Annotated in this window: 15 protein-coding genes; 8 read left to right on the forward strand and 7 right to left on the reverse strand. The window is 69.4% G+C overall.

Annotated features, from left to right (window positions below; translation table 11 throughout):
- Window positions 1-200: 200 nt before the first annotated feature.
- The 4 genes from NMQ11_RS12770 (at window position 201) to NMQ11_RS12785 (ending at window position 4,959) form a co-directional block, all read left to right on the forward strand.
- Window positions 201-2,060: a S9 family peptidase gene (locus NMQ11_RS12770; RefSeq protein WP_255168731.1), complete on the forward strand. Its 1,860-nt coding sequence runs from the start codon at window positions 201-203 to the stop codon at window positions 2,058-2,060.
- A 72-nt stretch (window positions 2,061-2,132) separates the two neighbouring features.
- A complete protein-coding gene (locus NMQ11_RS12775) occupies window positions 2,133-3,149 on the forward strand; it encodes a lysylphosphatidylglycerol synthase transmembrane domain-containing protein (RefSeq protein WP_255168733.1) in 1,017 nt (338 codons plus the stop codon).
- Window positions 3,150-3,202: 53 nt separating this feature from the next.
- Window positions 3,203-4,150, forward strand: a complete 948-nt coding sequence (locus tag NMQ11_RS12780; protein WP_255168735.1) for an ABC transporter ATP-binding protein — start codon at window positions 3,203-3,205, stop codon at window positions 4,148-4,150.
- Window positions 4,147-4,959, forward strand: a complete 813-nt coding sequence (locus tag NMQ11_RS12785; protein WP_255168736.1) for an ABC transporter permease — start codon at window positions 4,147-4,149, stop codon at window positions 4,957-4,959. The genes NMQ11_RS12780 and NMQ11_RS12785 overlap by 4 nt, the downstream gene beginning before the upstream one ends.
- Window positions 4,960-4,962: 3 nt before the next feature.
- Here NMQ11_RS12785 and NMQ11_RS12790 read toward each other — a convergent pair whose 3' ends face one another.
- Genes NMQ11_RS12790 through NMQ11_RS12800 form a run of 3 tightly spaced genes read right to left on the reverse strand, consistent with a single transcriptional unit; the run spans window position 4,963 to window position 7,918 of the window.
- Window positions 4,963-6,024, reverse strand: coding sequence for an NAD(P)-dependent glycerol-1-phosphate dehydrogenase (locus tag NMQ11_RS12790; RefSeq protein WP_255168745.1), 1,062 nt, complete (start codon window positions 6,022-6,024; stop codon window positions 4,963-4,965).
- Between the two features lie 53 nt (window positions 6,025-6,077).
- Window positions 6,078-7,619, reverse strand: coding sequence for a sodium:solute symporter family protein (locus NMQ11_RS12795; RefSeq protein ID WP_255168747.1), 1,542 nt, complete (start codon window positions 7,617-7,619; stop codon window positions 6,078-6,080).
- Window positions 7,619-7,918, reverse strand: coding sequence for a hypothetical protein (locus NMQ11_RS12800; RefSeq protein ID WP_255168749.1), 300 nt, complete (start codon window positions 7,916-7,918; stop codon window positions 7,619-7,621). Before NMQ11_RS12800 ends, NMQ11_RS12795 begins: the two co-directional genes overlap by 1 nt.
- Window positions 7,919-8,063: 145 nt before the next feature.
- Between NMQ11_RS12800 and NMQ11_RS12805 the strand changes: the two genes are divergently transcribed.
- Complete coding sequence (locus NMQ11_RS12805) at window positions 8,064-9,263, forward strand: MFS transporter (RefSeq protein ID WP_255168751.1); 1,200 nt, start codon at window positions 8,064-8,066, stop codon at window positions 9,261-9,263.
- Window positions 9,264-9,267: 4 nt separating this feature from the next.
- On the opposite strand, the gene NMQ11_RS12810 is transcribed toward NMQ11_RS12805, so the two are convergent.
- Complete coding sequence (locus tag NMQ11_RS12810) at window positions 9,268-10,158, reverse strand: universal stress protein (RefSeq protein ID WP_255168753.1); 891 nt, start codon at window positions 10,156-10,158, stop codon at window positions 9,268-9,270.
- Window positions 10,159-10,289: 131 nt separating this feature from the next.
- On the opposite strand from NMQ11_RS12810, the gene NMQ11_RS12815 reads away from it, so the two are divergent.
- A complete protein-coding gene (locus NMQ11_RS12815) occupies window positions 10,290-12,332 on the forward strand; it encodes a hydantoinase/oxoprolinase family protein (RefSeq protein ID WP_255168755.1) in 2,043 nt (680 codons plus the stop codon).
- Window positions 12,329-14,047, forward strand: a complete 1,719-nt coding sequence (locus NMQ11_RS12820; protein WP_255168757.1) for a hydantoinase B/oxoprolinase family protein — start codon at window positions 12,329-12,331, stop codon at window positions 14,045-14,047. The genes NMQ11_RS12815 and NMQ11_RS12820 overlap by 4 nt, the downstream gene beginning before the upstream one ends.
- Window positions 14,048-14,346: 299 nt before the next feature.
- Here the strand turns inward: NMQ11_RS12820 and NMQ11_RS12825 are convergent, their stop codons facing one another.
- Window positions 14,347-15,381: an NAD-dependent epimerase/dehydratase family protein gene (locus NMQ11_RS12825; RefSeq protein ID WP_255170895.1), complete on the reverse strand. Its 1,035-nt coding sequence runs from the start codon at window positions 15,379-15,381 to the stop codon at window positions 14,347-14,349.
- Between the two features lie 377 nt (window positions 15,382-15,758).
- Window positions 15,759-16,766, reverse strand: a complete 1,008-nt coding sequence (locus NMQ11_RS12835; RefSeq protein WP_255168766.1) for a mechanosensitive ion channel family protein — start codon at window positions 16,764-16,766, stop codon at window positions 15,759-15,761.
- A 246-nt stretch (window positions 16,767-17,012) separates the two neighbouring features.
- On the opposite strand from NMQ11_RS12835, the gene NMQ11_RS12840 reads away from it, so the two are divergent.
- On the forward strand, window positions 17,013-17,153 hold the full coding sequence (locus NMQ11_RS12840) for a hypothetical protein (RefSeq protein WP_255168767.1): 141 nt from the start codon (window positions 17,013-17,015) through the stop codon (window positions 17,151-17,153).
- Between the two features lie 21 nt (window positions 17,154-17,174).
- On the opposite strand, the gene gltB is transcribed toward NMQ11_RS12840, so the two are convergent.
- Window positions 17,175-21,728 (reverse strand): glutamate synthase large subunit, encoded by a 4,554-nt coding sequence (gene gltB / locus NMQ11_RS12845; protein WP_255168768.1) that lies wholly within the window; start codon window positions 21,726-21,728, stop codon window positions 17,175-17,177.
- Between the last annotated feature and the right edge of the window lie 247 nt (window positions 21,729-21,975).

A 21,975-nucleotide genomic window follows, 5' to 3' on the forward strand; every position in this document is an offset into this window, starting at 1 on the left:
TTCTCGAGACGACCCGGGTGCCAGCGGCCGCCGGCAGATCGACGCGCCCGTGTCATCGTGCAGACGGGTGCTAGCGACCATTACTCGAGTTCCACCGACAGCAGCCCCACCTTACAGCCGGGGAGAGCGGCTCCGGGCACCCGTCTCGACGGACGTCGGCGAACGAAACAGTTACCGCTTCGAATCGAGATGTGAGGGCCATGGTGACGTACGACATCGAGCGCTATCTCAACATCCGCAGCGCGTACGGCGCGTCCGTCGGCCCCGACGGCCAGCGACTCTCGTTTCTGATGGATACGACCGGCGTCCCGCAGATCTGGACGCTCGAGGAACCGCGGCGCTGGCCCGAACAGCACACCTTTTACGAGGAGCGGATCACCTTCGCCTCGTGGTCGCCCGAGCGGCCGGAACTGATCTTCGGCATGGACGAGGGCGGCAACGAGCGCGCCCAGCTGTTCCGCCTCGAGACGGAGACGGGCGCCGTCGAGAACCTCACCGCGATGCCCGACGCAAAGCACCGCTGGGGCGGCTGGAGCCACGACGGCGAGCGGTTCGCGTTCGCCTCCAACCGCCGCGACGAGGCCGTCTTCGACGTCTACGTTCAGGAGCGGACGGAAACGGGCGAGGCGGCCGAACTCGTCCACGAGGGCGACGGCTGGCTGACCGTCGGCGGGTTCAGCCCGGACGACTCGCGGCTGCTCGTCTCGAAGGCGTACTCCAACGCCGACCAGGATCTCTACACGCTCGACCTCGAGAGCGGCGAGTTCCGCCACCTGACCCCTCACGAGGGTGACGTGCGCCACCAGAGCCCCTCCTGGGCGCCCGACGGCGACGGGCTCTACCTGGTCACCGACCGGGAGAGCGACACCCTCGAGCTCGCCTACCTCGACCTGGACAGCCTCGAGTTCGAGCGGGTCGCCGGCGGCCGGTGGAACGTCGACGGCATCGCACTCGAGACGGATACCGGCCGCTTCGTCTACTCGCGCAACGTGGAGGGGTACACGGAGCTCACCGTCGGCGAGTTCGACGCGACCGATCCGACCAGCTTCGAGACGTTTCCGGACCCCGATCTACCCGGCGACGTCGCCGGCGGCGTGAGCTTCGGTCCCGACGGGGCGTCGTTCGCGTGTACGATCACCGGCGACCGGCTGAACGCGAACGTGGTCGTCGTGGAAACCGAAACCGGCGAGACGACCCGCTGGACGAGCGCCCCGACGGCGGGGATTCCGTCGGAGACCTTTCGGCGGTCGGAACTGGTTCACGTCGAGAGCTTCGGCGTTGACGGGCGTCGCCCGTCCGCCCGTGGGACTCAGTCGGAGTCCCACGCTGGCCTCGAGGTGCCCGGCTTCTTCACCCTGCCCGCGGAGTACGAAGCCGGCCAGACCCCCGTCGTGGTCGACATCCACGGCGGCCCCGAGAGCCAGCGCCGCCCCTCCTTTTCCTCCGTCAAGCAGTACTTCGTGGGGCGCGGGTACGCCTACTTCGAACCGAACGTTCGCGGCTCGTCCGGCTACGGTGCCGAGTACAAGAGCCTGGACGACGTCGAAAAGCGGATGGACTCGGTGGCGGATATCGCCGCCTGCGTCGACTGGCTCGCCGAGCACGACGCCGTCGATCCCGACCGGATCGCCTGCATGGGCGGCTCCTACGGCGGCTTCATGGTGCTCGCCTCGCTCACCGAGTACCCCGAGCTGTGGGCGGCCGGCGTCGACATCGTCGGCATCGCCAACTTCGTCACGTTCCTCGAGAACACCGGCGACTGGCGGCGCTCGCTGCGGGAGGCCGAGTACGGCTCGCTCGCGGAAGATCGGGAGTTCCTCGAGTCGATCTCGCCGATCAACAACATCGACTCGCTCGCGGCGCCGCTGTTCGTCCTCCACGGCGAGAACGACCCGCGGGTGCCCGTCGGCGAGGCCGAACAGATCGCAGAGAAAGCCCGCGAGCAGGGCGTACCCGTTCGCACGCTGATCTTCGACGACGAGGGCCACGGCTTCTCGAAGCTCGAGAACCGCATCGAAGCCTACTCGGCGATCGCGGCGTTCCTCGACGAACACGTCTGACTCGAGAGCGGGCTGGCGGCATCCGTCTCCGTTTCTGCTGCGTTCAAGAGGCGTCGGCTCGTTACCGGCGGTATGCAGTATCGACGAGCGGCCATCGGTCTCACCCTCGCACTCGCGGTCGTCGGCCTGCTCGTCTACGGCGTCGGCTGGGAGCAGGTCCTCGCGAACGTCCGGCAGGCGAACGCCGGCTGGCTCGCGGTCGCGCTCCTCGCCGGCCTCGGAATTCTCGCGCTCCGGGGGCTGCTGGTCGAGCGACTGCTCGTGCCGATCGAGGGGGCGGCGACCGGCGTCGCGTTCGTCGCCGCGTTCCTCTCGGGGTACTTCGCGCGCAGCGCGCTGCCGTGGGGGCGCTCGACGGGAACGCCGATCACGGCCTACCTGCTCGCGGCCAACTCCGACTCGGAGTTCGAGGACAACCTGGCCGTCGTCGCGACCGCGGAGGTGTTCGGCTTTCTGGCGAGCGTCGTCGTCGCGCTGGTCGGCCTGGCGGCCTACACCGCGATCGGGGAGACGCCGGCGGATCTGCTCTCGAGTATCGCACTCGCGGGCGGCGCCGGCGTTCTCGTCGCCGGAACGGTCGTCGCGGTCGCCTACCAGGGGTGGGCGCGGACGGCCTCGTTCGCCCTCGCGCGGCGGTGGGAGCGGGTCGCCGCCAGGGTGCCGCGGCTGCCGGGGGCCGACGGCGGCGCGACGGATCGCGTCTCGGGGTTTTTCGACACGCTCGAGACCGTCAAAGCGGCCCGGCGAACGCTCGTGACCGCCTTCGGCGTCGCGCTCGTGAGCTGGGTCGTCAACGCGCTTCCGCTCTACTTCTGCCTGCTCGCGCTCGGGGTCGACGCCCCGATCGTGCTGGCGCTCGCGCTCGCGCCGCTGGCCTCCTTCGGCGGCGTCCTGCCGCTTCCCGGCGGGACGGGCGGCATCGAAGTCGTTCTCGCCGGACTGCTGGTCACGGTGGCCGGCCTCACCGGTGACCTCGCAACCGCGACCGCGCTGTTGTACCGGCTCACCACCTACTGGCCGCACCTCGTCGTCGGCGGCATGGGCGCGGTCTACCTGTCGCTGTCCGGCAGCCGGACCGTCACCGTGTAGGAAGCCGGTACTGGTTGCAAAACGTATATATCACTTCGCAGATATCTCTACGTGTGACCGCTATTCAGACGACCGCCCTGACGAAACGCTTCGGCGAGGACGTCCTCGCCGTCGACGACCTCCGCCTCACGGTCGCGACCGGCGAGGTGTTCGGCTTTCTCGGGCCGAACGGCGCCGGCAAGTCGACGACGATCAACATGTTGCTCGACTTCGTTCGGCCCTCGAGCGGGAGCGCGACGGTGCTCGGCTACGACGCGCAGGCCGAAGCCGATTCGATCCGCCGGCGCATCGGCGTCCTCCCCGAAGGCGCGAGCGTCTACGACCGCCTCACCGGCCGCGAGCACCTCGAGTGGGTCGTCGACACCAAGGGAAGCGACGACGACCCCGACGCGATTCTCGAGCGCGTCGGCCTCACGAGCGAGGAGGCCGCCCGTCCCGCCGGCGGCTACTCGAAGGGGATGACCCAGCGCCTCGGTTTCGGGATGGCGCTGGTCGGCGACCCCGACCTGCTGATCCTCGACGAGCCCTCCTCCGGGCTCGACCCGACCGGGATGCAGGAGATGCGCGAGATCATCGCCGAGGAGGCCGACCGGGGGACGACGGTGTTCTTCTCGAGTCACATCCTGGGCGAGGTCGAGGCCGTCTGCGACCGCATCGGCATCATGAACGGCGGCCGACTCGTGACGACCGGCACCATCGACGAACTCAGAGCGGGCCTCGACCTCGGCGCGACGATTACCCTCGAGGTCGACGCCGTCCCCGACGACCTCGGGCTCGAGTCCGTGGCGGGCGTCCGGACTGTCGCGATCGACGGAACCAGAATCACCGCGACGTGTGCCGATCCGACGGTGAAGATAGCGGTGACCGAACACGTGTCTCGGCGGGCGGACGTCGTCGACATCGTCTCCGAGGACGCCTCGCTCGAGCAACTGTTCAACTCCTACACGGGCGACGAGCGAGCGGCCGCCGAGGAGCCGGCCGCCGTGGAGGTCCAGCCGTGAGTACGCTCGCGGTCGCCCGCAAGGACTTCCTCGACGTCAGGCGGGCGAAGATCGTCTGGTTCGTCGGCGGGATCTACGCCCTGTTCATGGTCCTGCTGTTTTACTTCGGCCAGCGGAACGTCTCGAACCCGCAGGTCGAGAGCCAGCTCGGCGCGATGATGGGGATCGGCGCGCTCATCATCCCGCTCATCGCGCTCGTCGCCGCCTACCTGGCGATCGCCGGCGAGCGCGAGTCCGGCAGCATCAAGTACCTCCTCTCGATCCCGAACAACCGCCGGGACGTCGTCCTCGGGAAGTTCCTGAGCCGCGCGGCGATCGTCACGGCGGCGATCCTCGTGGCGTTCGCCCTCGGCGTCGCGATGGCGCTGGCGTGGTACCCCTCCCTCGAGGCCGAACTGTTCGCGAGAGTCGCCGCGCTGACGGTGCTCTACGCGCTGACGTACGTCGCCGTCGCGATCGGCATCTCCGCCGCCACCGGCTCGCGGTCGCGGGCGATGGGCGGGGCGATCGGCTTCTTCTTCGTCACCAACGTGTTGACGCTGCTGCCGGTGTTCGAGAACGCAATCAGCTACGTCCTCGCCGACCTCCTCGGGATGGAGGTCACCGCGGAGGGGATGAGCTTCGTCCAGGCAGTAGTGAGCCCGACGATCGCCTACACCTACTCGATGCGCCTCGCGTTTCCCGACGTCGGAATGCCGACCGACGCCTGGTACCTCGAGGGCGAGGTCATGCTGGTGATCCTGTTCGCGTGGGTACTCGTCCCCGTTCTCGCCGGCCTCTGGCGGTTCCAGCGGGTCGATCTCGGCTGATCCTCAGCCGATGACGCCCGTTCGCGTCGCGACCTCTCGAGCCGCCCGCTCGTCCATCCCGTCGCCGAGGATCGTGTACCGGTCCCGGATCGCGTGGCAGGTCGAAAGCGCCTCGATCACGGTGTCGTCGTCGATGCCGAGATCGGTGGCAGTCGTCGGCGCGTCGATGCTCTCGAGGGCGGCGCGAATGTCTTTCCAGATTCCGCGGTCGCCGCCGTGGAGGTAGGCGGTCATAATTGAGCCGACGCCGACCTGGTGGCCGTGGAGGGCCGCGCCGGGTGCGAGCCGGTCTAACTGGTGGGAAAAGAGGTGTTCGGCGCCGCTGGCCGGCCGCGAGGAGCTCGCGATCGACATCGCGACGCCAGAGGAGACGAGCGCCTTGGTGACGATCCAGGCGGACTCCTCGACGCCGGGGCGGATCAGGTCGGCGTTGTCGACGAGAATTTCGGCGGTCATCTCCGAGAGCGCCGCGGCGTACTCGGAGTACTCGACGTTCTTGAGCCGGTGGGCGAGCCGCCAGTCCATCACCGCGGTGTAGTTCGAGATGATGTCGGCACAGCCCGCCGTGGTCAGCTCCCAGGGCGCCTCCGCGAGGATCTCGGTGTCGGCGATCACCGCGAGCGGCGGCTCCGCGGCGACGCTGTGTCGGGTGTCCCCCTCCGGCACCGAGCCGCGGTTGCTGACGATGCCGTCGTGACTCGCCGCCGTCGGCACGGAGAGAAAACCGATCCCGAGGTGGTCACTCGCCATCTTCGCGATGTCGATGGCCTTCCCGCCGCCCACCCCGACGAGGTAGGAGACGTCCGCTCCCTCCGCCGCGTCGATCACCTCCTCGACGGCGTCGAAGCTCGCCTCCTCGACGGTGACGGTGACGGGGTCGATCCCCCGCGCCTCGAGGTCGGCGGCGATCGGGTCCGCGGCGAGTTCCTTCGGCGTCGGGCTCGTGACGAACAGCGGCCGTCCCTCGAGATGGAGGTCGTCGATGGCGTCGACGGCCCGTGAGAGCACGCCGTGCCCGACGAGGACGTTCCGCGGCAGGCGGATCCACGTCGACTTCTCGAACATGTCTCCACGGAGGCAGACGAAATATAAAGGCGTTCCCTGTCGGCGACTCGTACTCAGTCGTCCGCCGGAGTGTCGACTCCGGACTCTTCTTCCCACTCGCGGTTGATCGCGTAGGCGAGGTAGCCCTGGATTCGCTCTCGGCGCTCGGCGGGAACGGGGTCGACGAGCAGGCTGATCCCGACGAACAGGATCGAGTTCACGATGAAGCCGTAGAAGCCGGGCGTGAAGTTCGGCGCGCCCGCCGGAAGCGAGACGACGCCGAAGGTGAGTACCGCCGCGATCCCCACGCCGGCTGCGAGACCGACGAACGCGCCCTCGGTCGACGCCCGGTGCCAGTAGAGCGCGCCGAGGGTCATCGGCAGCAGCTGGGTGAGCCCGTCGAAGGCGACGAGCGTGACCATCACGATGATGTCGACGTCCTGGATGGCGATCACGTAGGAGACCAGCGCCAGGACGAGGACGAGCGCCTGGGCCATTCGGGTCTTTCTCACCTCGTCGACCTCGCCGTCGGCCAGCAGGTTCTCGTACCAGTCGCGGGTGATCAGCGAGGCGACGGCGTGGAGCTGGGCGTCCTTCGAACTCATCGAGGCGGCGATAGCGCCGGCGACGACGACGGAGGCGAACACCGCGGGGGTGAACTCGTACAGTACCACCGGAATCGCCGAGTCGGCGTCGGCGAGCTCGGGGAAGTGTACCACGGCGCCGAGCGCGAGAAAGGCGAGCGGCAAGTAGAACAGCAGGAGGTAGCCGGTGCCGCCGGCGGCGACCCACTTGATCGTCCGCGGCGACTTCGCGCTGTAGTAGCGCAGGAAGATGTGCGGCGACATCGCGACGCCGACGCCGGTCACGAAGACGAACGAGACGAAGAATGCGGGCGTCAGCGCGTCGACCGGACCCGGGAGAACGAGGTACTCCGCCGCGTTCGCCTGGAGGTCGCTCCAGAACGCCGACGGGCCGCGGTACGCCGAGAAGACGAACAGGGCGCCGGCGATCCACATCGCGGCGAACATGAACACGCCCTGGATGGTGTCTGTCCAGGCGATCGAGCGCATCCCGCCGAGCCAGACGTAGATCACGCCGACGACCAGCAGGAACGCGGCGCCCGCCTCGAAGCTCACGGCGCCGTCAGTGGCCGTCTCGAAGATGATTCCGCTGCCGATCAGCTGGATCGCGACGTACGGGAAGGTGAAGACGATGAAGACGACGCTCGCGAGCAGTCCCACCGCCTTCGAGTCGTAGAAGTCCTCGAGCAAGTCCGACGGCGTGACGTAGTCGTACTTCTTGCCGAGCAGCCAGACGCGAGAGCCGACGAGCCAGAGGAGGATCCCCGACAGCGTCACCCAGGCGAATGCGGCCGGAAAGAAGCCGATCCCGTTCTCGTAGACGAAGCCGGCGGCGCCGAGGAAGGCGAACGAGGAGTGGTACGTCGCCGCGTACGTAAAGAGCAGGACGACGACCCCGAGACTGCGGTCGGCGGTCACCCAGTCCTCGACGTTGAGCTTCCCGACGCGCCAGCCCTGGTAGCCGAGTGCGAGCACGATCACGGTGTAGACGCCGATCGTCGAGAGCGCGACGAGCGCCTGGGTCGACACCATCAGGCCTCACCCCGCGTCGGCTCCTCGAGATCGGTCGCCGTCGCGACGTCCTCCTGCTCGCGAAGCTCCGGCGGCACCTGCGATTCGGTGATCGCGAACGCGTCGGTCCTGGCGGCGTACACGAGCACGAGGATACCGAAGACGCCCCAGACGGCCGACCAGACGTACATGAGCGACTGTCCGAACACCAGCGTCGACTCGTTGGCGAGCAAGAGCCCCGGCGGCAGCAGCGCGGCGTAGAACACGACGAGCAACCCCGCGGCGACCTTCCCCTCCGTTCGTGTGGGTAGCGGTGACATAGAACAGGGATTTGGATAGCAGACGTATATAGCTCCGTGAACGTCGCGCAGCGCTGACGAATCGGTGTCCGTCGCTCGAGCCCCAGTGGCCGCAACGACCCCCTCGTCGCGTCGAACTCGATCCACCACCGGGGTCGCCGGGACAGTGACTGTCTTTATCCTGGCCTGTCTGGTGACGCCCGAACACGACGTGTCCGGGATCGGTCTGCGCTACGGCCCCCACCTCGCGGCGCTCAGCGTCGGCTACGTCGTCTTCTCCTACGCGGCGATCCCGGGGGTCGTCGTTCGCGAGTTCGACGTCGGCTACACCGCCGTCGGGCTGTTGATGAGCGCAGCCTTGCTCGCGTTCGTCGCCGTCCAGGCGGTGGGCGGACGGCTCGTCGACGACAGGGCGACGCTCCCGGTCTTGCTCGGCGTCGTCGTCGCCAACGGCGTGCTCGCGGTCGTCGTTGACCTCGCGCCGACGTTCGAGGCGATGCTCGCCCTCCGCGCGCTGTGGGGGCTGACCGGCGGGCTGACGGTGACCGTCTGTGCGACCCACATTTCGCGGGTCCACACGGGGGCGACGGCGACCTGGCACCAGAGCATCAACGGGGCGATGTTCACGCTCGGCGGTGCGATCGCGTTCGTGCTCACACCGCAGGTGGTCGCGGTGACCGGCTGGCTCGGCGTCCACGCCGTCGCCGCGCTCGTCGCCGCCCCCGCCGCCGTCGCGCTCTGGCAGGACCGTCACCTCAGCGATCGGACGCGACCGCCGGCGGCTCGAGACGCCGGCGACGACCGGGGACCGAACTGGCGCGCCGTCGTTCGCAACCGCGTCGTGCTCCTCGCGGCGGTCTGTAACGTCGCGACCCTCGGCGCCTACATCACCCTCTCGACGTTCGTGACGGCCTACTTCGACGACGCGGGGATCGTCGGTCCGCTGAACGCGCTCGCGTTGCTCGTCGCGTCGACGGGCCGTCTCGGCGGCGGAATCGCCGTTCTCCGTCCGGAGATCGCTGACGGTCGGGTGATCGCCGGCGCGTCGGGTGTCGGAGTGGCCGCGCTCGCGGCGCTGGCGGCGGGCGTCGACGCCGTTGGGCTCGTCGTGGCACTCACGCTGCTCGCGCTCGCGGCGGTTTCACTGCCGTTCGGCGCGATATTCAAAACGACCGCGGGGGCGACCCCCCGCGACGGAACCGCGGTCGCGGTCGTCGTCGCCGCCGGTAACGCCGCCGCGCTCGTGCTCCCGGCGGTGACGGGGTGGATCCGCGACGCGACCGGGGGCTACGACGCGGCGTTCGCGCTGCTCGCGCTCGCGAACCTCGCCGCCGTCGCGGCGGCGCTCTCGATCGCCCGACGGTGAGCGCTCACGACTCGGTCAGCCGGCGCAGTCGAGCGAGTATCGAGCCGTCGACCGCGTCTCCGGCACGGGCGAGAATCACCGTCCGCTCGGTCCGGTGGACGACGTCTCGAGCGACGGAGCCGACGAGCCGGCGGTGAAACGCCCCCTGGCGGGTCGCGCCGACGACGAGAACGTCGTGACCGCCCGCCGCCTCGGCGATCGTCTCGAGGACCGGCCCCTCGCGCACTCGAGTCTCGACCGCCACGGCGGGGCCGGGAAGCTCCGCCAGGAGGTCGCGGGCGCGTTCGGCGGCGCCGCGAGCCGCGTCCTCGTCGAGATCGGGAGCGGCGACCGAGAGCGCGATCACGGTCGCGTCGTTTCGCGCCGCGATCGCCTTCGCCGCGACGGCCGCGGGTCTGACGTGGGGGCCGCCGGCGACCGGCAGCAGGATCGAGTCGACGCCGTTGGCTTCCCGACCGATGCGCTCGACGTAGAGGTCACACGGCGCGCGCTCGAGGAGCCTGTCGGCGGTCGTTCCGAAGACGGCGTCCGTCCGTCCGCGTCCGCGCTCCCACCCGATTACGAGCGCGCTCGCGCCGGCCGCCGCGACCGCACGCAGCACGCCGTCGGCGACCGACCGACCGACGACGATGTCGCGTTCGACCGTGACGTCGTCGGGCGCGACCGCGGCCGCGGCCTCGAGCAACTCCCGACTGTCGCCCGAAAACCGCTCGACGATCGTCTCGTCGGCGTACACCGAAAACGGCGAGTCGTGGGACTTTACGACCACCGTCACGATCCGGACGACGCCGTCGCCGACGCGGGCGAGGTCGCCCGCGGTCCGGACGAGCTGTTCGACGTGGGCGGGGCTCGCGACGGCGACGAGCACCGGTCCGCCCCCGGTCGGCCCCGACATACCCTTCCTTCGCGGGGAGAGGACGAATACCCACGGGTAGCCGACGCCGCCGGCGACCGGAACGTATCGGTCCGGTGACCATCGTCTCCGCCAACCGGAGCTTTTAGACGGTCGCCGCCAACCAGGGTGCCATGAGCGACCAATCCACACGCTGTCGGATCGGCGTCGACGTCGGCGGCACGTTCACCGACGTCGTTTCTCTCCGCGGCGGCTCCCTCGAGGTCACGAAAACCCCCTCCACCCCGGAAGCCCCCGACGAAGGGGTCGTCGACGGCCTCGAGAAGAGCCGCGAGGGTGGCGACTTCGGGGACGTCGACTTCTTCGCCCACGGGACGACCGTCGCGACCAACGCCGTCTTAGAGCGCGAGTGGGCGAACACGGCGCTGGTGACCACCGAGGGGTTTAGGGACGTCCTCGAGATCGGCCGCCAGGCCCGCCCCGACATCTACGACTTCGACGCGACGAAGCCGGCACCGATCGTCGAGCGCGACCGCCGCTACGAGGTGATCGAGCGCCTCGACGAGCGCGGCGCCGTCAGGACGCCACTCGACGAAGAGAGCGTCCGGGTGGTCGCCGACGAAATCGCCGCCGCGGGCGTCGACAGCGTCGCCGTCTCCCTGCTCTTTTCCTTCGAGAACGACGACCACGAGCGCCGCGTCGAGGAACGGCTCCGGGAGGCGGGCGTCGAGGCGTCCTACTCGCGCTCGAGCGCGGTCCTTCCCGAGATCCGCGAGTACGAGCGCACCCTGGCGACGGCGCTCAACGCGGCGCTCAAACCGGTGATGGACTCGTACATCGGCCGCCTCGAGACCAGCGTCGACGACCTGGGCGTTCCCGCCCCGATGCAGATCATGCAGTCCAACGGCGGGATCATCGACGCCGGACAGGCCCGCGAGCGGCCGATCAACACCCTGCTGTCGGGGCCGGCTGCGGGGGTCCAGGGCGCCGCCCACGTCGCCGGGCTCGCCGGCACCGAGGACGTGCTCACGATGGACATGGGCGGCACCTCCTGTGACGTCTCGCTGGTCCGCGGGGGCGAGCCGGTCGTCTCGACCGACGTCGAAATCGGCGACTACCCCGTCGGCGTCCCGATGATCGCCGTCCACACCATCGGCGCCGGCGGCGGCTCGATCGCCTGGATCGACGCCGGGGGCGCACTTCGCGTCGGCCCCCGGTCGGCGGGTGCGGTTCCCGGCCCGGTCTGTTACGGCCGCGGCGGCGAAGAGCCCACCGTCACCGACGCCCAGCTCCTGCTCGGACGGCTCGACCCCGACGCCTTCCTCTCGGCGGAGCTCGAGGCCGACGTCGATCGGGTCGAGCGCGCCGTCCGCGAGCGGATCGCCGACCCGCTCGGGATGGAACTCGAGGAGGCCGCCCAGGGGATCCTCGACGTCGCCAACGCGAACATGGAGCGGGCGCTGCGGGTCGTCAGCGTCGAGCGCGGCCACGACCCACGGGAGTTCGGGCTGGTCGCCTTCGGCGGCGCCGGCCCGCTGCACGCGAGCGCGCTCGCGGAATCGCTCGACGTCCCCCGCGTGCTCGTCCCGGCGAGCGCGGGCGTGCTCTCGGCGCTCGGCCTGCTCATCACCGACCTGGTCCACGACTTCAGCACGTCGATGGTCCGTCGCTGGGAGGAGATTTCGCTCGAGGAGCTTGCGGACGCATTCGAGCGCTTCGAGCGGAAGGGGCGGGAGCGACTCGCGGGCGCAGACGTCGAGATCGAGCGCGCGATCGATCTGCGCTACGTCGGCCAGTCGTTCGACCTCACGATCGACCTCCCCGACGGCGGCCTCGACGGGGAAACCCTCGAGGCCGCGGCCGAGCGCTTCCACGCCGAGCACGAGCGCCGGTACGGCCACGCCTCGCCCGAGGAGCCGCTCGAGCTGGTCACCGCCCGGCTACGCGCCCGCGGGCTGGTCGAGACGCCCGATCTCACCGCCGCGGTCGTAGACGGCGATCCCGACGACGCCGTCCGCGACGAGCGCACCGTCGTCTACGACGGCACGCCACACGAGACGCGGATCTACGACCGGGGTCGACTCCCGGTCGGCGCCGAACTCGAGGGGGCGGCGGTCGTCGAGGGGCCCGAAAGCACGGTCGTCATCCGCCCGGATCAGACGGCGACGGTCGACGAGTACGGCACCATCGCCGTCGACACGGAGGTGACGCGATGAGCGGCCCCGACGGCCGAAACGCCGGCAGCGCCGATGCCGGTGGCGTCGATCCGGTCACGCTCGAGGTGATCCGAAACGCCTGTACGGCGATCGCAGAGGAGATGAACGCGAACCTCATCCGGACGGGTTACTCGCCGAACATCAAGGAGCGCCGGGACTGCTCGTGTGCGGTCTTCGACGCCGACGGCGACATGATCAGCCAGGCCGAGAACATGCCGGTCCACCTCGGCGCGATGCCGTTTTCGGTGGCGGCGGCCCTCGAGCGCTACCCCCCGGCGTCGCTCTCGCCCGGCGACGCGGTGATGGTCAACGACCCGTTCCGCGGCGGGGCGCACCTGCCGGACTTGACGCTCGTGACGCCCGTCTATCGGGGGGACGAGCTGATCGCCATCGCGGCCAACCGGGCCCACCACGCCGACGTCGGGGGCTCTCGCGCCGGCAGCGTCGCGGCCGACTCGACGGAAATTTACCAGGAGGGGATCCGCATTCCGCCGGTGAAACTGTTCGAGGGTGGCGAGGTCGTCGACGACGTGATGGACCTCATCCTCGCGAACGTCCGCACGCCGGACGAGCGCCGCGGCGACCTGCGCGCCCAGCAGGCGGCCAACGAGACCGCCCGCGAGCGCTTACAGGACCTCTCGGAGACGTACGGCACGGAGACGCTCGCCGACGCCATCGAGGAGATTCAGGACTACTCCGAGCGGCGGATGCGGGCGGCGATTTCCGAGTTACCCGACGGCACCTACGAGTTTTCCGATACCCTCGACGACGACGGACAGGGAACCGAGGGAATCGAGATCCGGGCGGCGGTCACCATCGACGGCGAGGAGATCACCGTCGACTTCGACGGCACCGCAGACCAGGTCGCGGGGGCGGTCAACGCCGTCTTCGCCGTCACCGCGTCGGCGACCTACTACGCCGTGCGGTGTCTCACCGACCCCGACATCCCGCCCAACGAGGGCTGTTACCGCCCGATCGAACTCGAGGCGCCCGAGGGGTCGGTCGTCAACGCCAGCCCGCCCGCCGCCGTCGTCGGCGGCAACCTCGAGGTCTCACAACGCGTGACCGACGTCGTGCTCGGCGCGCTCGCCGAGGTCGTTCCCGAGCGGGCGATCGGCGCCTGCCAGGGAACGATGAACAACGTCACCTTCGGCGGCACCGATCCGCGGAACGGTCGGCCGTACGCCTTCTACGAGACCCAGGGCGGCGGCTTCGGCGGTCGGGCCAGCGGCGACGGAATGGACGGCGTCCACGTCCACATGAGCAACACGATGAACACGCCCGCGGAGGTCCTCGAGACGGCCTACCCGCTCTCCGTCGAGCGCTACGAGTACCGCCCCGACACCGGCGGCGCGGGCGAGTTCCGAGGGGGCCTCGGCCTCCGGCGGGACATCCGCGTGCGCGACCACGAGGCGGCGTTCAGCCTGCTCGCCGATCGCCGGAAACGCGGCCCCTACGGGATCGAGGGCGGTTCCGACGGGGCGCCCGGTGACGACAAACTGCTCCGAAACGGCGAGGAGGAGTCGATCGACGCGAAGACCGCGCGCACTCTCGAGTCCGACGACGTCGTGAGCATCCGGACGCCGGGCGGTGGCGGCTACGGCGACCCCGCGGCGCGCGACCGCGCGGCGATCGAGCGGGATCTCGAGTTGGGGAAGCTGTCGCTCGAGGCGGCCAGAGAGGCGTACGGGTACGTCCCTGAGTCAGAGGAGTAGGGGGAGTCAGTCGGCCTCTGTGCGCTCGAGGAGTGCGAAACGAAGCCTCCCAGAAGGACGCCGCACGCAGCCGAGACACCGGCTCCCGCGACGAACCACAGTGAAGGGGCGATGAAATACTGTAATACGACAGACCCAACGAACACACCGAGTGCCCCGAAAAGCGGGAGCACCAGCAGCGTTCGACGTGGGTGGTCCCATGTCTCGAGGTCGGTCGATAACATCTTATTTCGAATGCTCATAGTAGCAACAGGACGGAACCAGGCAAAACCGTTCTCATCAGCTTTGTCTCATACCAACTATATCGTATCCAGAATCCCGAGCACGCGCTCCTCCGCCTCTCGGCCGGGGTCGTGCTCGCTTCCGTCGCGGTCGCTCTCGCGGTGTTCTTCGACGGTTCGTTCCATCGCCGCCTCGAGCGGCGTCGACTCCCATCCCAACTCCGCGAGTTTCGCCGTCGAGAGCACGTGCGGGTAGTCGCGGTAGAGGATATAGTCGGCCGCGGAGAGGCCGCCGGCCTCGAGTTCCCGCGGGCCGGCGTGGACGACCTCGACGTCCGTTGCTCGCAGGTCGCTGCGCTCCCCGCTCGAATCTGCCGTGGCGCCACGCGCCACGCGGGCGATCAGCTCGACCATCTCCTCGAGCGTCACCAGTCGGCGATCCCCCACGTTGTACACCTCGCCGGGCTCGCCCTCCTCGGCGACGATCCGGAGGGCGCTCGCGACGTCCTCGACGTAGGCGCGGTGCCAGAGGTTGGTGCCGTCGCCGGGGACGATCACGCGGTCGTACTCGAGGACGCGGTCGATCCAGAAGTCCAGCCGTTCGGTGTAGTCGTGGGGGCCGTAGACGATGCAAGGTCGAACAGACATGGCGTTGACGCCGCGCTCCGCCGCCGCGAAGACGGCGCGGTCGCCCTCCGCCTTCCGGTTGCCGTAGGTGTCGCTCGAGTCGTCGATCGCCTGCTCGCTCGAGCAGGGGCGCATCGGCGTCTCGTCCTCCCGTTTGGGAATCTCCTCACGGCCGTAGGCGTCGCCGCTCGAGATGTAGACGTAGGCGTCGACGTCGGCGAAGATTTCGGTGGCCGCGCGGACGTCCCGCGGGTAGTAGGCCACGCAGTCGATGACGATATCGGGGTCTGCCTCGCTCGCGGCCGCCTCGAGCGCCGAGTCGTTCGTCCGGTCGCCCTCGATCCGGTCGACCCGGTCGTCGTCGGAAAACGGGTTCTCGTGGTTCCCGCGGTTGAAGATCGTGACGTCGTAGTCGTGCTCGAGCAAGTCGGAAACGAGGTGGCGGCCGATGAACCGAGTGCCGCCGATGACGAGTGCGTCGGTCATGGCGGCTACTGAGAGGTTCTGCCGGAAAACGCTGCCGAACCGGGTCGGCGAACGGTTGCCGGAGGAGCGATCGGACCCGGCGGCTTCGCTCGGGTCGACCGCTACCGCACACTCGCCCGCGGCGAACGCGAGGCCCGACACTGGCACGTCAACTACCTGCTGGGCCACCCGGAATCGGACCTCGAGGCGGTTGCGCTGTTTCCCGGCGCCGACCGCGAGTGCGAACTCGCGACCGAACCCCCCGGCGATCCGGTGTTCGGCGTCGGAGCCTCCGACTGCGACTGCGAGGCGCACCTGCTCTCCGTTCCCGATTCCGACTCGCTCCGGGACGCGCTCGAGTCCAGCGGTGGCGTCCTCGAGGAGTAACACCCGCGGCTTCAGTCCGCGGCTCGCTCCTCGGCCTCGAGCGCCGCATCGGGCGCCTCGCCGCGAGCGCGGTCGACGGCGACCCGCGCGGTGCCGCTCGTTTCGTCGAAGACGAGGTGGGTGTGCGGATAGGCGATCTCCACGTTTGCGCCCTCGAGCTTCTCCCAGACCGTTTCGTGGATGTTCGAGCGCATCACCCGCGGCAGATAGGGTCGTTCGACCCAGAAGTTGAGGTCGAGGCGGACGCCGTGGTCGGCGAACGACTCGACGAACGCCGTCGGCCGGGCGGGATACTTCGTCTTCCCCATCGCGATGTCCGGACCGCCGTCGATGACCCCCTCCGTCTCGGCGGCGGCGTCCTCGAGCAGTTCGCGCGCCTCCTCGAGGTCGCCCTCGTAGGTGACCAGGAACTCGATGGAGACGCGGGTGCGCTCGTCGTCCGCGGAGAGGTTCACCACGTCCCGCTCCCGAATCGTCGAGTTCGGGACGACGAGGAAGGTGTTCTCGAGGGTCCGGATCTTCGTGTACCGGAGGGTGACGTCGACGACGTGGCCGCTCTCCTCTCTGTCGACGAGCTCGATCATGTCGCCGACCTCGTAGGGCCGGTTCGCGAGGACGAAGAAGCCCCCGACGAAGTCGCTCGCGACCGGCGTGAGGATCACGCCGACGACCACAGAGAGGATGGTCACCGAGAGCACGAGTTCGGAGAGTTCGACGCCGAAGATGCCGAGGACGACGAGCACCGCGACCGTCACGACCAGCGCCCGGAACAGCCGCAACAGGATGTCGGCGACCGACTGGCGCTCGAATCGTTCGACGACCGTCGGGCGGCTCGCTCGCGCGAGGAGCTTCGAGCCGTACCACGCGCCGAGCAGGACGGCTACTGCGAGCGCCCAGTCTGGAACCGCGTCAGCGGGCTCTTCGATGGCGACGGCGCCGGGAACCGCTCGAACAGCACCGGAGGGGGTCGCCGTTACCGTCTCCGCGGCGAGTTCGAGTAAGGGTAGCGCGAGTATCATGGGTGTGCACACACCGGCGAGCGGAAAGGGTGTTGGGCTCGAGGAACCAGCCCGCGCTCCGGAGCGCCGGGAAAACGGAACGTACATCAGCGGTGACACCATCGTGCCGGCGCGCGTGCACCACGACGTTCACCCGGATCGAGCGGGTCACGGCAGTAATCGCGATACTCTCAGCGGATCGAGGGGGCCGTCTCCTTCGAGTACGATCCGCGACTCGATCGCCTGCTGGCACTCGCACTGGTCGGCGTGGGTCTCGGCGCGCTGGCCGTCGTCGTCTCGGGCCGGTTCGACGTCCGAAACACCGGTCGGCTGCTGGTCGTCGCCTTGATCGCGCTGAACGGGGCGCTGATCGCCTACGCCGCGTCGTACGTGGGGACCGACGACTGACGCTCCGGGCCGGCGCCCCACTCAGTCGTCGCCCACGGCGTACTCCGCCGCGCTCGCCCCGGCCGCGGCCTCGGCGCTCTCCGGCAGCCGCTGGCGGACGTCGTTCTGCCCGTCCTCGGTGATCGCGCGGTGGTACGCCTCGGGCATCACCTTCACGAACGACTCGAGGCTCCGCTCCCAGCGCTCGAGCAGTTCCTCGCCGCGCGCGGAACCCGTGTACGCGACGTGGTTCTCGACGAGTCGGCGGAGCAGCGCCTCGTCGGCCTCGTCCAGGTCCTCGTGAAGCGAGACGAGTCCGGTGTTCGCCCGACGCTCGAGGGCGTCCTCGGGATCGAACACGTAGGCGACGCCGCCGGACATCCCCGCGGCGAAGTTCGTCCCCGTCTCGCCGAGAACGGCGACGACGCCGCCGGTCATGTACTCGCAGCCGTGGTCGCCGACGCCCTCGACGACGGCCGCGGCACCCGAGTTGCGGACCGCGAACCGTTCGCCGGCGACGCCGTTGACGTAGCACTCCCCGCCGGTCGCCCCGTAGAGGGCGACGTTGCCGATGGCGACGTTCTGGGTCGGCTCGTAGCCGGCCGCCTCCGGGGTTCGGACGGTGATCTTCCCGCCCGAGAGCCCCTTGCCGACGTGGTCGTTCGCGCCCCCCTCGAGGTGCAGCGAGAGGCCGCTCGCGAGGAACGCGCCGAAGCTCTGCCCGGCGGTTCCCTCGAGGTCGACCGCGAGCGTGTCGTCGGGGAGACCGGCTTCGCCGTATCGGCTGGTGACCCGGTTCGAGAGCATCGTCCCGACCGCGCGGTCGACGTTCGAGACGGTCGTCGAGAGCGTCTTCGGGCACCGGTTTTCGATCGCGTCTGCCCCCGCCCGGAGCAGTTTCCGGTCGAGGTGATCCTCGAGCCCGTGATCCTGCTCGCAGACCTTCGTTCGGACGTCGCCCGCGGGCTCGACGAGCACAGCCGAGAGGTCGACGCGGCGGGCCTTCGGGTGGTCGACGTCCTCGCGCTGGGCGAGGACCTCGACGCGACCGATCATCTCGTCGACCGTCTCGAACCCTAACTCGGCCATGATCTCGCGCAGCTCCCGGGCGATGAACGTCATGTAGTTGATGACGTGCTCGGGTTCGCCGGGGAACCGCTTGCGGAGGTCCTCGCGCTGGGTGGCAACGCCGACCGGGCAGGTGTTCTTGTGACACTGGCGAGCCATGACACAGCCCGAGGTCACGAGCGACGCGGTGCCGAAGACGTACTCTTCCGCACCGAGGAGGGCGGCGACGGCGACGTCGCGGCCGGTCTTCATCCCGCCGTCGGCGGAGACGCGGATGCGATCCCGGAGCCCGGTCGCACAGAGCATCTGGTTCGTCTCTGCCAGGCCGAGTTCCCACGGGAGACCCGCGTTCTTGATCGAGGTTCTCGGCGAGGCGCCGGTGCCCCCGGAGTGTCCCGAGACGTGAACCACGTCGGCGTTCGCCTTCGCGACGCCGGCGGCGATGGTGCCGATCCCGGCCTCGCTGACCAGCTTGACGTTGACGTCGGCCTCCTCGTTGGCCGCCTTCAGGTCGAAGATTAGCTGCTTGAGGTCCTCGATCGAGTAGATGTCGTGCTGCGGGGGCGGGGAGATGAGGCCGACGCCGGGAGTCGACTTGCGGACGTGGGCGATCATCTCGTTGACCTTCTCGCCGGGGAGGTGGCCGCCCTCGCCGGGTTTCGAGCCCTGGGCCATCTTGATCTGGAGCTCGTCGGCGCTCGCGAGGTACGTCGAGGTGACGCCGAACCGGCCGCTCGCGACCTGTTTGACGGTGCACTCGCGCTCGGTGCCGAACCGCTCGGGCGGCTCGCCGCCCTCGCCGGAGTTCGACTTTCCGCCCAGGCGGTTCATCGCGATCGAGTTGTTCTCGTGGGCCTCCGGCGACAGCGAGCCGAGGCTCATCGCGGCCGTCGAGAACCGCTCGACGATGTCGGCGACCGGTTCGACGTCCTCGAGCGGAACCGGCTCCCGATCGGAGTCGAACTCGAGGAGCCCCCGTAGCGTCTGCAGCTCCTGACTCTGGTCGTTGATCAGCCCGGCGAACTCGAGGTAGCGATCGTACTCGCCCGACCGAACCGCCTGCTGGAGGGTGCCGACGGTCTGGGGGTTCCACTGGTGGGAGAGCCCTCCCGAGCGGTGTTCGAACTCGCCCTGGCGCTCGAGGCCCGCCTCCTCGTCGCCGAACGCGGTGTCGTGGCGCTCGCGCATGTCTGCCTCGATCTCGAGGAGGCCGATCCCCTCCGTGCGGTTCTCGGTCCCCTCGAAGTACTCCTCGACCAGGTCGCTATCGAGCCCGACCGCCTCGAAGATCTGGGCGCCCCGGTAGCTCTCGACCGTCGAGATCCCCATCTTCGCCATGACCTTCAGCAGGCCGTCCTCGAGGGCGCCGACGTAGGCGTCGATCGCCTCGTCGGTGTCGGCGCCGTCGGGACCCGCGACGAGGTCCGCGATCGTCTCGTAGGCGAGGTACGGGTCGACCGCGTCGGCGCCGTAGCCGATCAGCGTGGCCACGTGGTGGACCGTTCGCGGATCGCCCGACTCGAGGACGAGTCCCGCGTGGTTTCGCAGGCCGTTTCGGACGAGGTGGTGGTGGACCGCACCCGTCGCGAGCAGGCTGGGAACCGCCAGCCGATCCGCGTCGACGGCGCGGTCCGAGAGGATCACGACGTCGTGGCCGGCCTCGATGGCGGCGACGACGTCCTCGCGGACGCGTTCGATCGCTGCCTCGAGGGCCGCGCCCGAGGCAGCGACGCCGCCCTCGCTGCCGGTTTCGTAGGTGATGTCGACCGTGGCCGCGGTGATCCCGTTCGCCGTACAGTCGCGGATCCCGGCGAGTTCGGCGTCGGTCAGGATCGGCGATTCACAGACGAGCTGGCGGGCGTGCGCCGGCGACTCCCCGAGGAGGTTTCGCTGATAGCCCAGGCGGGACTCGAGGCTCGTCACGAGCTCCTCGCGGATGTAGTCGATCGGCGGGTTGGTGACCTGGGCGAACAGCTGTTTGAAGTACGAGAACAGCGGTCGGTTGAACGCCGTCAGGACGGATAGCGGCGTGTCGTCGCCCATCGAGCCGACGGGGTCTTTCCCCTTCCGGGCCATCGGCTCGAGTACGTTGTCGAGTTCGTCGTGGGTGTAGCCGAAGGCGGCCTGCCGGCTGCGGAGGTCGCCCGTCTCGTGGCGCGGCGGAGCCGCGGGCGTGACGTCCTCGAGGCGGACCTGCTCGCGGGCGACCCACGCCTCGTAGCGGTCGTCGGCGAGGCCCTCGAACACCTCGTCGTCGGGGATCACTCGTCCCTCGGTCGGGTCGGCCAGGAACAGCTGTCCCGGCTCGAGTCGGCCGCGCTCGGCGATCCGCTCGGGCGGAATCTCGAGTGCGCCGGCCTCGCTCGCGAGCACGAGGCGGTCGTCGGTCGTCACGTCGTACCGGCAGGGGCGCAGGCCGTTGCGGTCCAACACCGCGCCGACGCGCTCGCCGTCGGTGGCGGCGACGAGTGCGGGGCCGTCCCAGGGCTCGAGCAGCGAGGCGTGAAAGTCGTAAAACGCCCGCCGCTCGGGCGGCATCGACTCGTCCTCTCGCCAGGCCTCGGGAACGAGCATCCGCAGCGCGTGCGCCAGGTCGCGGCCGTCCCGTAACAGTAACTCGAGGGCGTTGTCGACGCTGGCGGTGTCGGACTGGTCGGGGTCGTCGATCACGGGCTTGATCGCCTCGAGATCCGGGAGGACGTCGCTCTCGAGGTCCGTCTCCCGGGCGCGCATCCAGTTGACGTTCCCGCGGACGGTGTTGAACTCGCCGTTGTGGATGACCGTCCGGTGGGGGTGTGCGAGGTGCCACGCGCCGAGGGTGTTCGTCGAGAACCGCTCGTGGACCATGACGAACGTCGACTCGACCCGGTCGTCGGTCAGGTCGGGGTAGTACGACGAGAGCTGCTCGCCCGTGAGCAGCCCCTTGTAGACGACCGTCCGCGAGTCGAGCGAGCAGACGTAGAACCGCTCGGCGTCGACCTCCCGTGTCTCGACTGCGGTCTCGAGCGCCCGGCGGGCGACGTAGAGCCGCCGGTCGAACGTCTCGCGCGAGGGGTCGTCCGCGGCGGTTACGAAACACTGGCGGACGGCGGGTTCGGACGCGAGCGCCGTCTCGCCGAGTCCCGCGTCGTTCGTCGGCACCGGGCGCCAGGCGTACACCTCGAGGTCGTAGTCGGCGAGCGTCTCCTCGACGAGCGCGACGAGCCGAGCGCGGACGTCGTCGTCACGCGGGAAGAACAGCGAGCCGACCGCGTAGCGGTCGGGAAGCGAGACGTCGAGAACGGCGCGGAAGAAAGCGTCCGGCGTCTGCAGCATGATTCCCGCGCCGTCGCCGGTGTTCGGTTCGGCGCCGGTAGTGCCGCGGTGTTCGAGGTTTTCGAGCAGTACGAGGCCGTCGGCGACCACGTCGTGGCCGCCGTCGCCGCCGAGGTCCATGACGACCCCGACGCCGCAGTTCGATCGCGCGTCCGTGGGGTCCGCGAGTCCACGCTTGCGCTCGAGCGCAGCCTCCTCGTGTGGCTGTGACATACTCACTCGTGGGGCCATCTGGCATAAGAGGATACCCCATAATGACTATGTGTATTATAATCCCATATATACGGATTTAAGGTGCGCGGAGACGGGGCTCGGCGCCCGAAGCGTCGGTCAGAAAGTGTCAGAGGCACGTAGTGCTCGCCGGCGAGACGAACACCACGTATACTACGTGGGGTACGAGCGGTAAGCACTCACGGGCTAAACAATTAGGTGAGTCACACAGGAACACGGGGCGGCCCGC

It is taken from the genome of Natrononativus amylolyticus (assembly GCF_024362525.1).
Taxonomy (GTDB): Archaea; Halobacteriota; Halobacteria; order Halobacteriales; family Natrialbaceae; genus Natrononativus; species Natrononativus amylolyticus.

What these genes read in the sequence shown, in the direction of transcription:
- NMQ11_RS12770 (WP_255168731.1), top strand. Translation starts at nt 201, where the DNA reads ATGGTGACGTACGACATCGAGCGCTATCTCAACATCCGCAGCGCGTAC.
- NMQ11_RS12775 (WP_255168733.1), top strand. Translation starts at nt 2,133, where the DNA reads ATGCAGTATCGACGAGCGGCCATCGGTCTCACCCTCGCACTCGCGGTC.
- NMQ11_RS12790 (WP_255168745.1), bottom strand. Translation starts at nt 6,024, where the DNA reads ATGTTCGAGAAGTCGACGTGGATCCGCCTGCCGCGGAACGTCCTCGTC.
- NMQ11_RS12795 (WP_255168747.1), bottom strand. Translation starts at nt 7,619, where the DNA reads ATGGTGTCGACCCAGGCGCTCGTCGCGCTCTCGACGATCGGCGTCTAC.
- NMQ11_RS12800 (WP_255168749.1), bottom strand. Translation starts at nt 7,918, where the DNA reads ATGTCACCGCTACCCACACGAACGGAGGGGAAGGTCGCCGCGGGGTTG.
- NMQ11_RS12810 (WP_255168753.1), bottom strand. Translation starts at nt 10,158, where the DNA reads ATGTCGGGGCCGACCGGGGGCGGACCGGTGCTCGTCGCCGTCGCGAGC.
- NMQ11_RS12815 (WP_255168755.1), top strand. Translation starts at nt 10,290, where the DNA reads ATGAGCGACCAATCCACACGCTGTCGGATCGGCGTCGACGTCGGCGGC.
- NMQ11_RS12820 (WP_255168757.1), top strand. Translation starts at nt 12,329, where the DNA reads ATGAGCGGCCCCGACGGCCGAAACGCCGGCAGCGCCGATGCCGGTGGC.
- NMQ11_RS12825 (WP_255170895.1), bottom strand. Translation starts at nt 15,381, where the DNA reads ATGACCGACGCACTCGTCATCGGCGGCACTCGGTTCATCGGCCGCCAC.
- NMQ11_RS12835 (WP_255168766.1), bottom strand. Translation starts at nt 16,766, where the DNA reads ATGATACTCGCGCTACCCTTACTCGAACTCGCCGCGGAGACGGTAACG.
- gltB (WP_255168768.1), bottom strand. Translation starts at nt 21,728, where the DNA reads ATGTCACAGCCACACGAGGAGGCTGCGCTCGAGCGCAAGCGTGGACTC.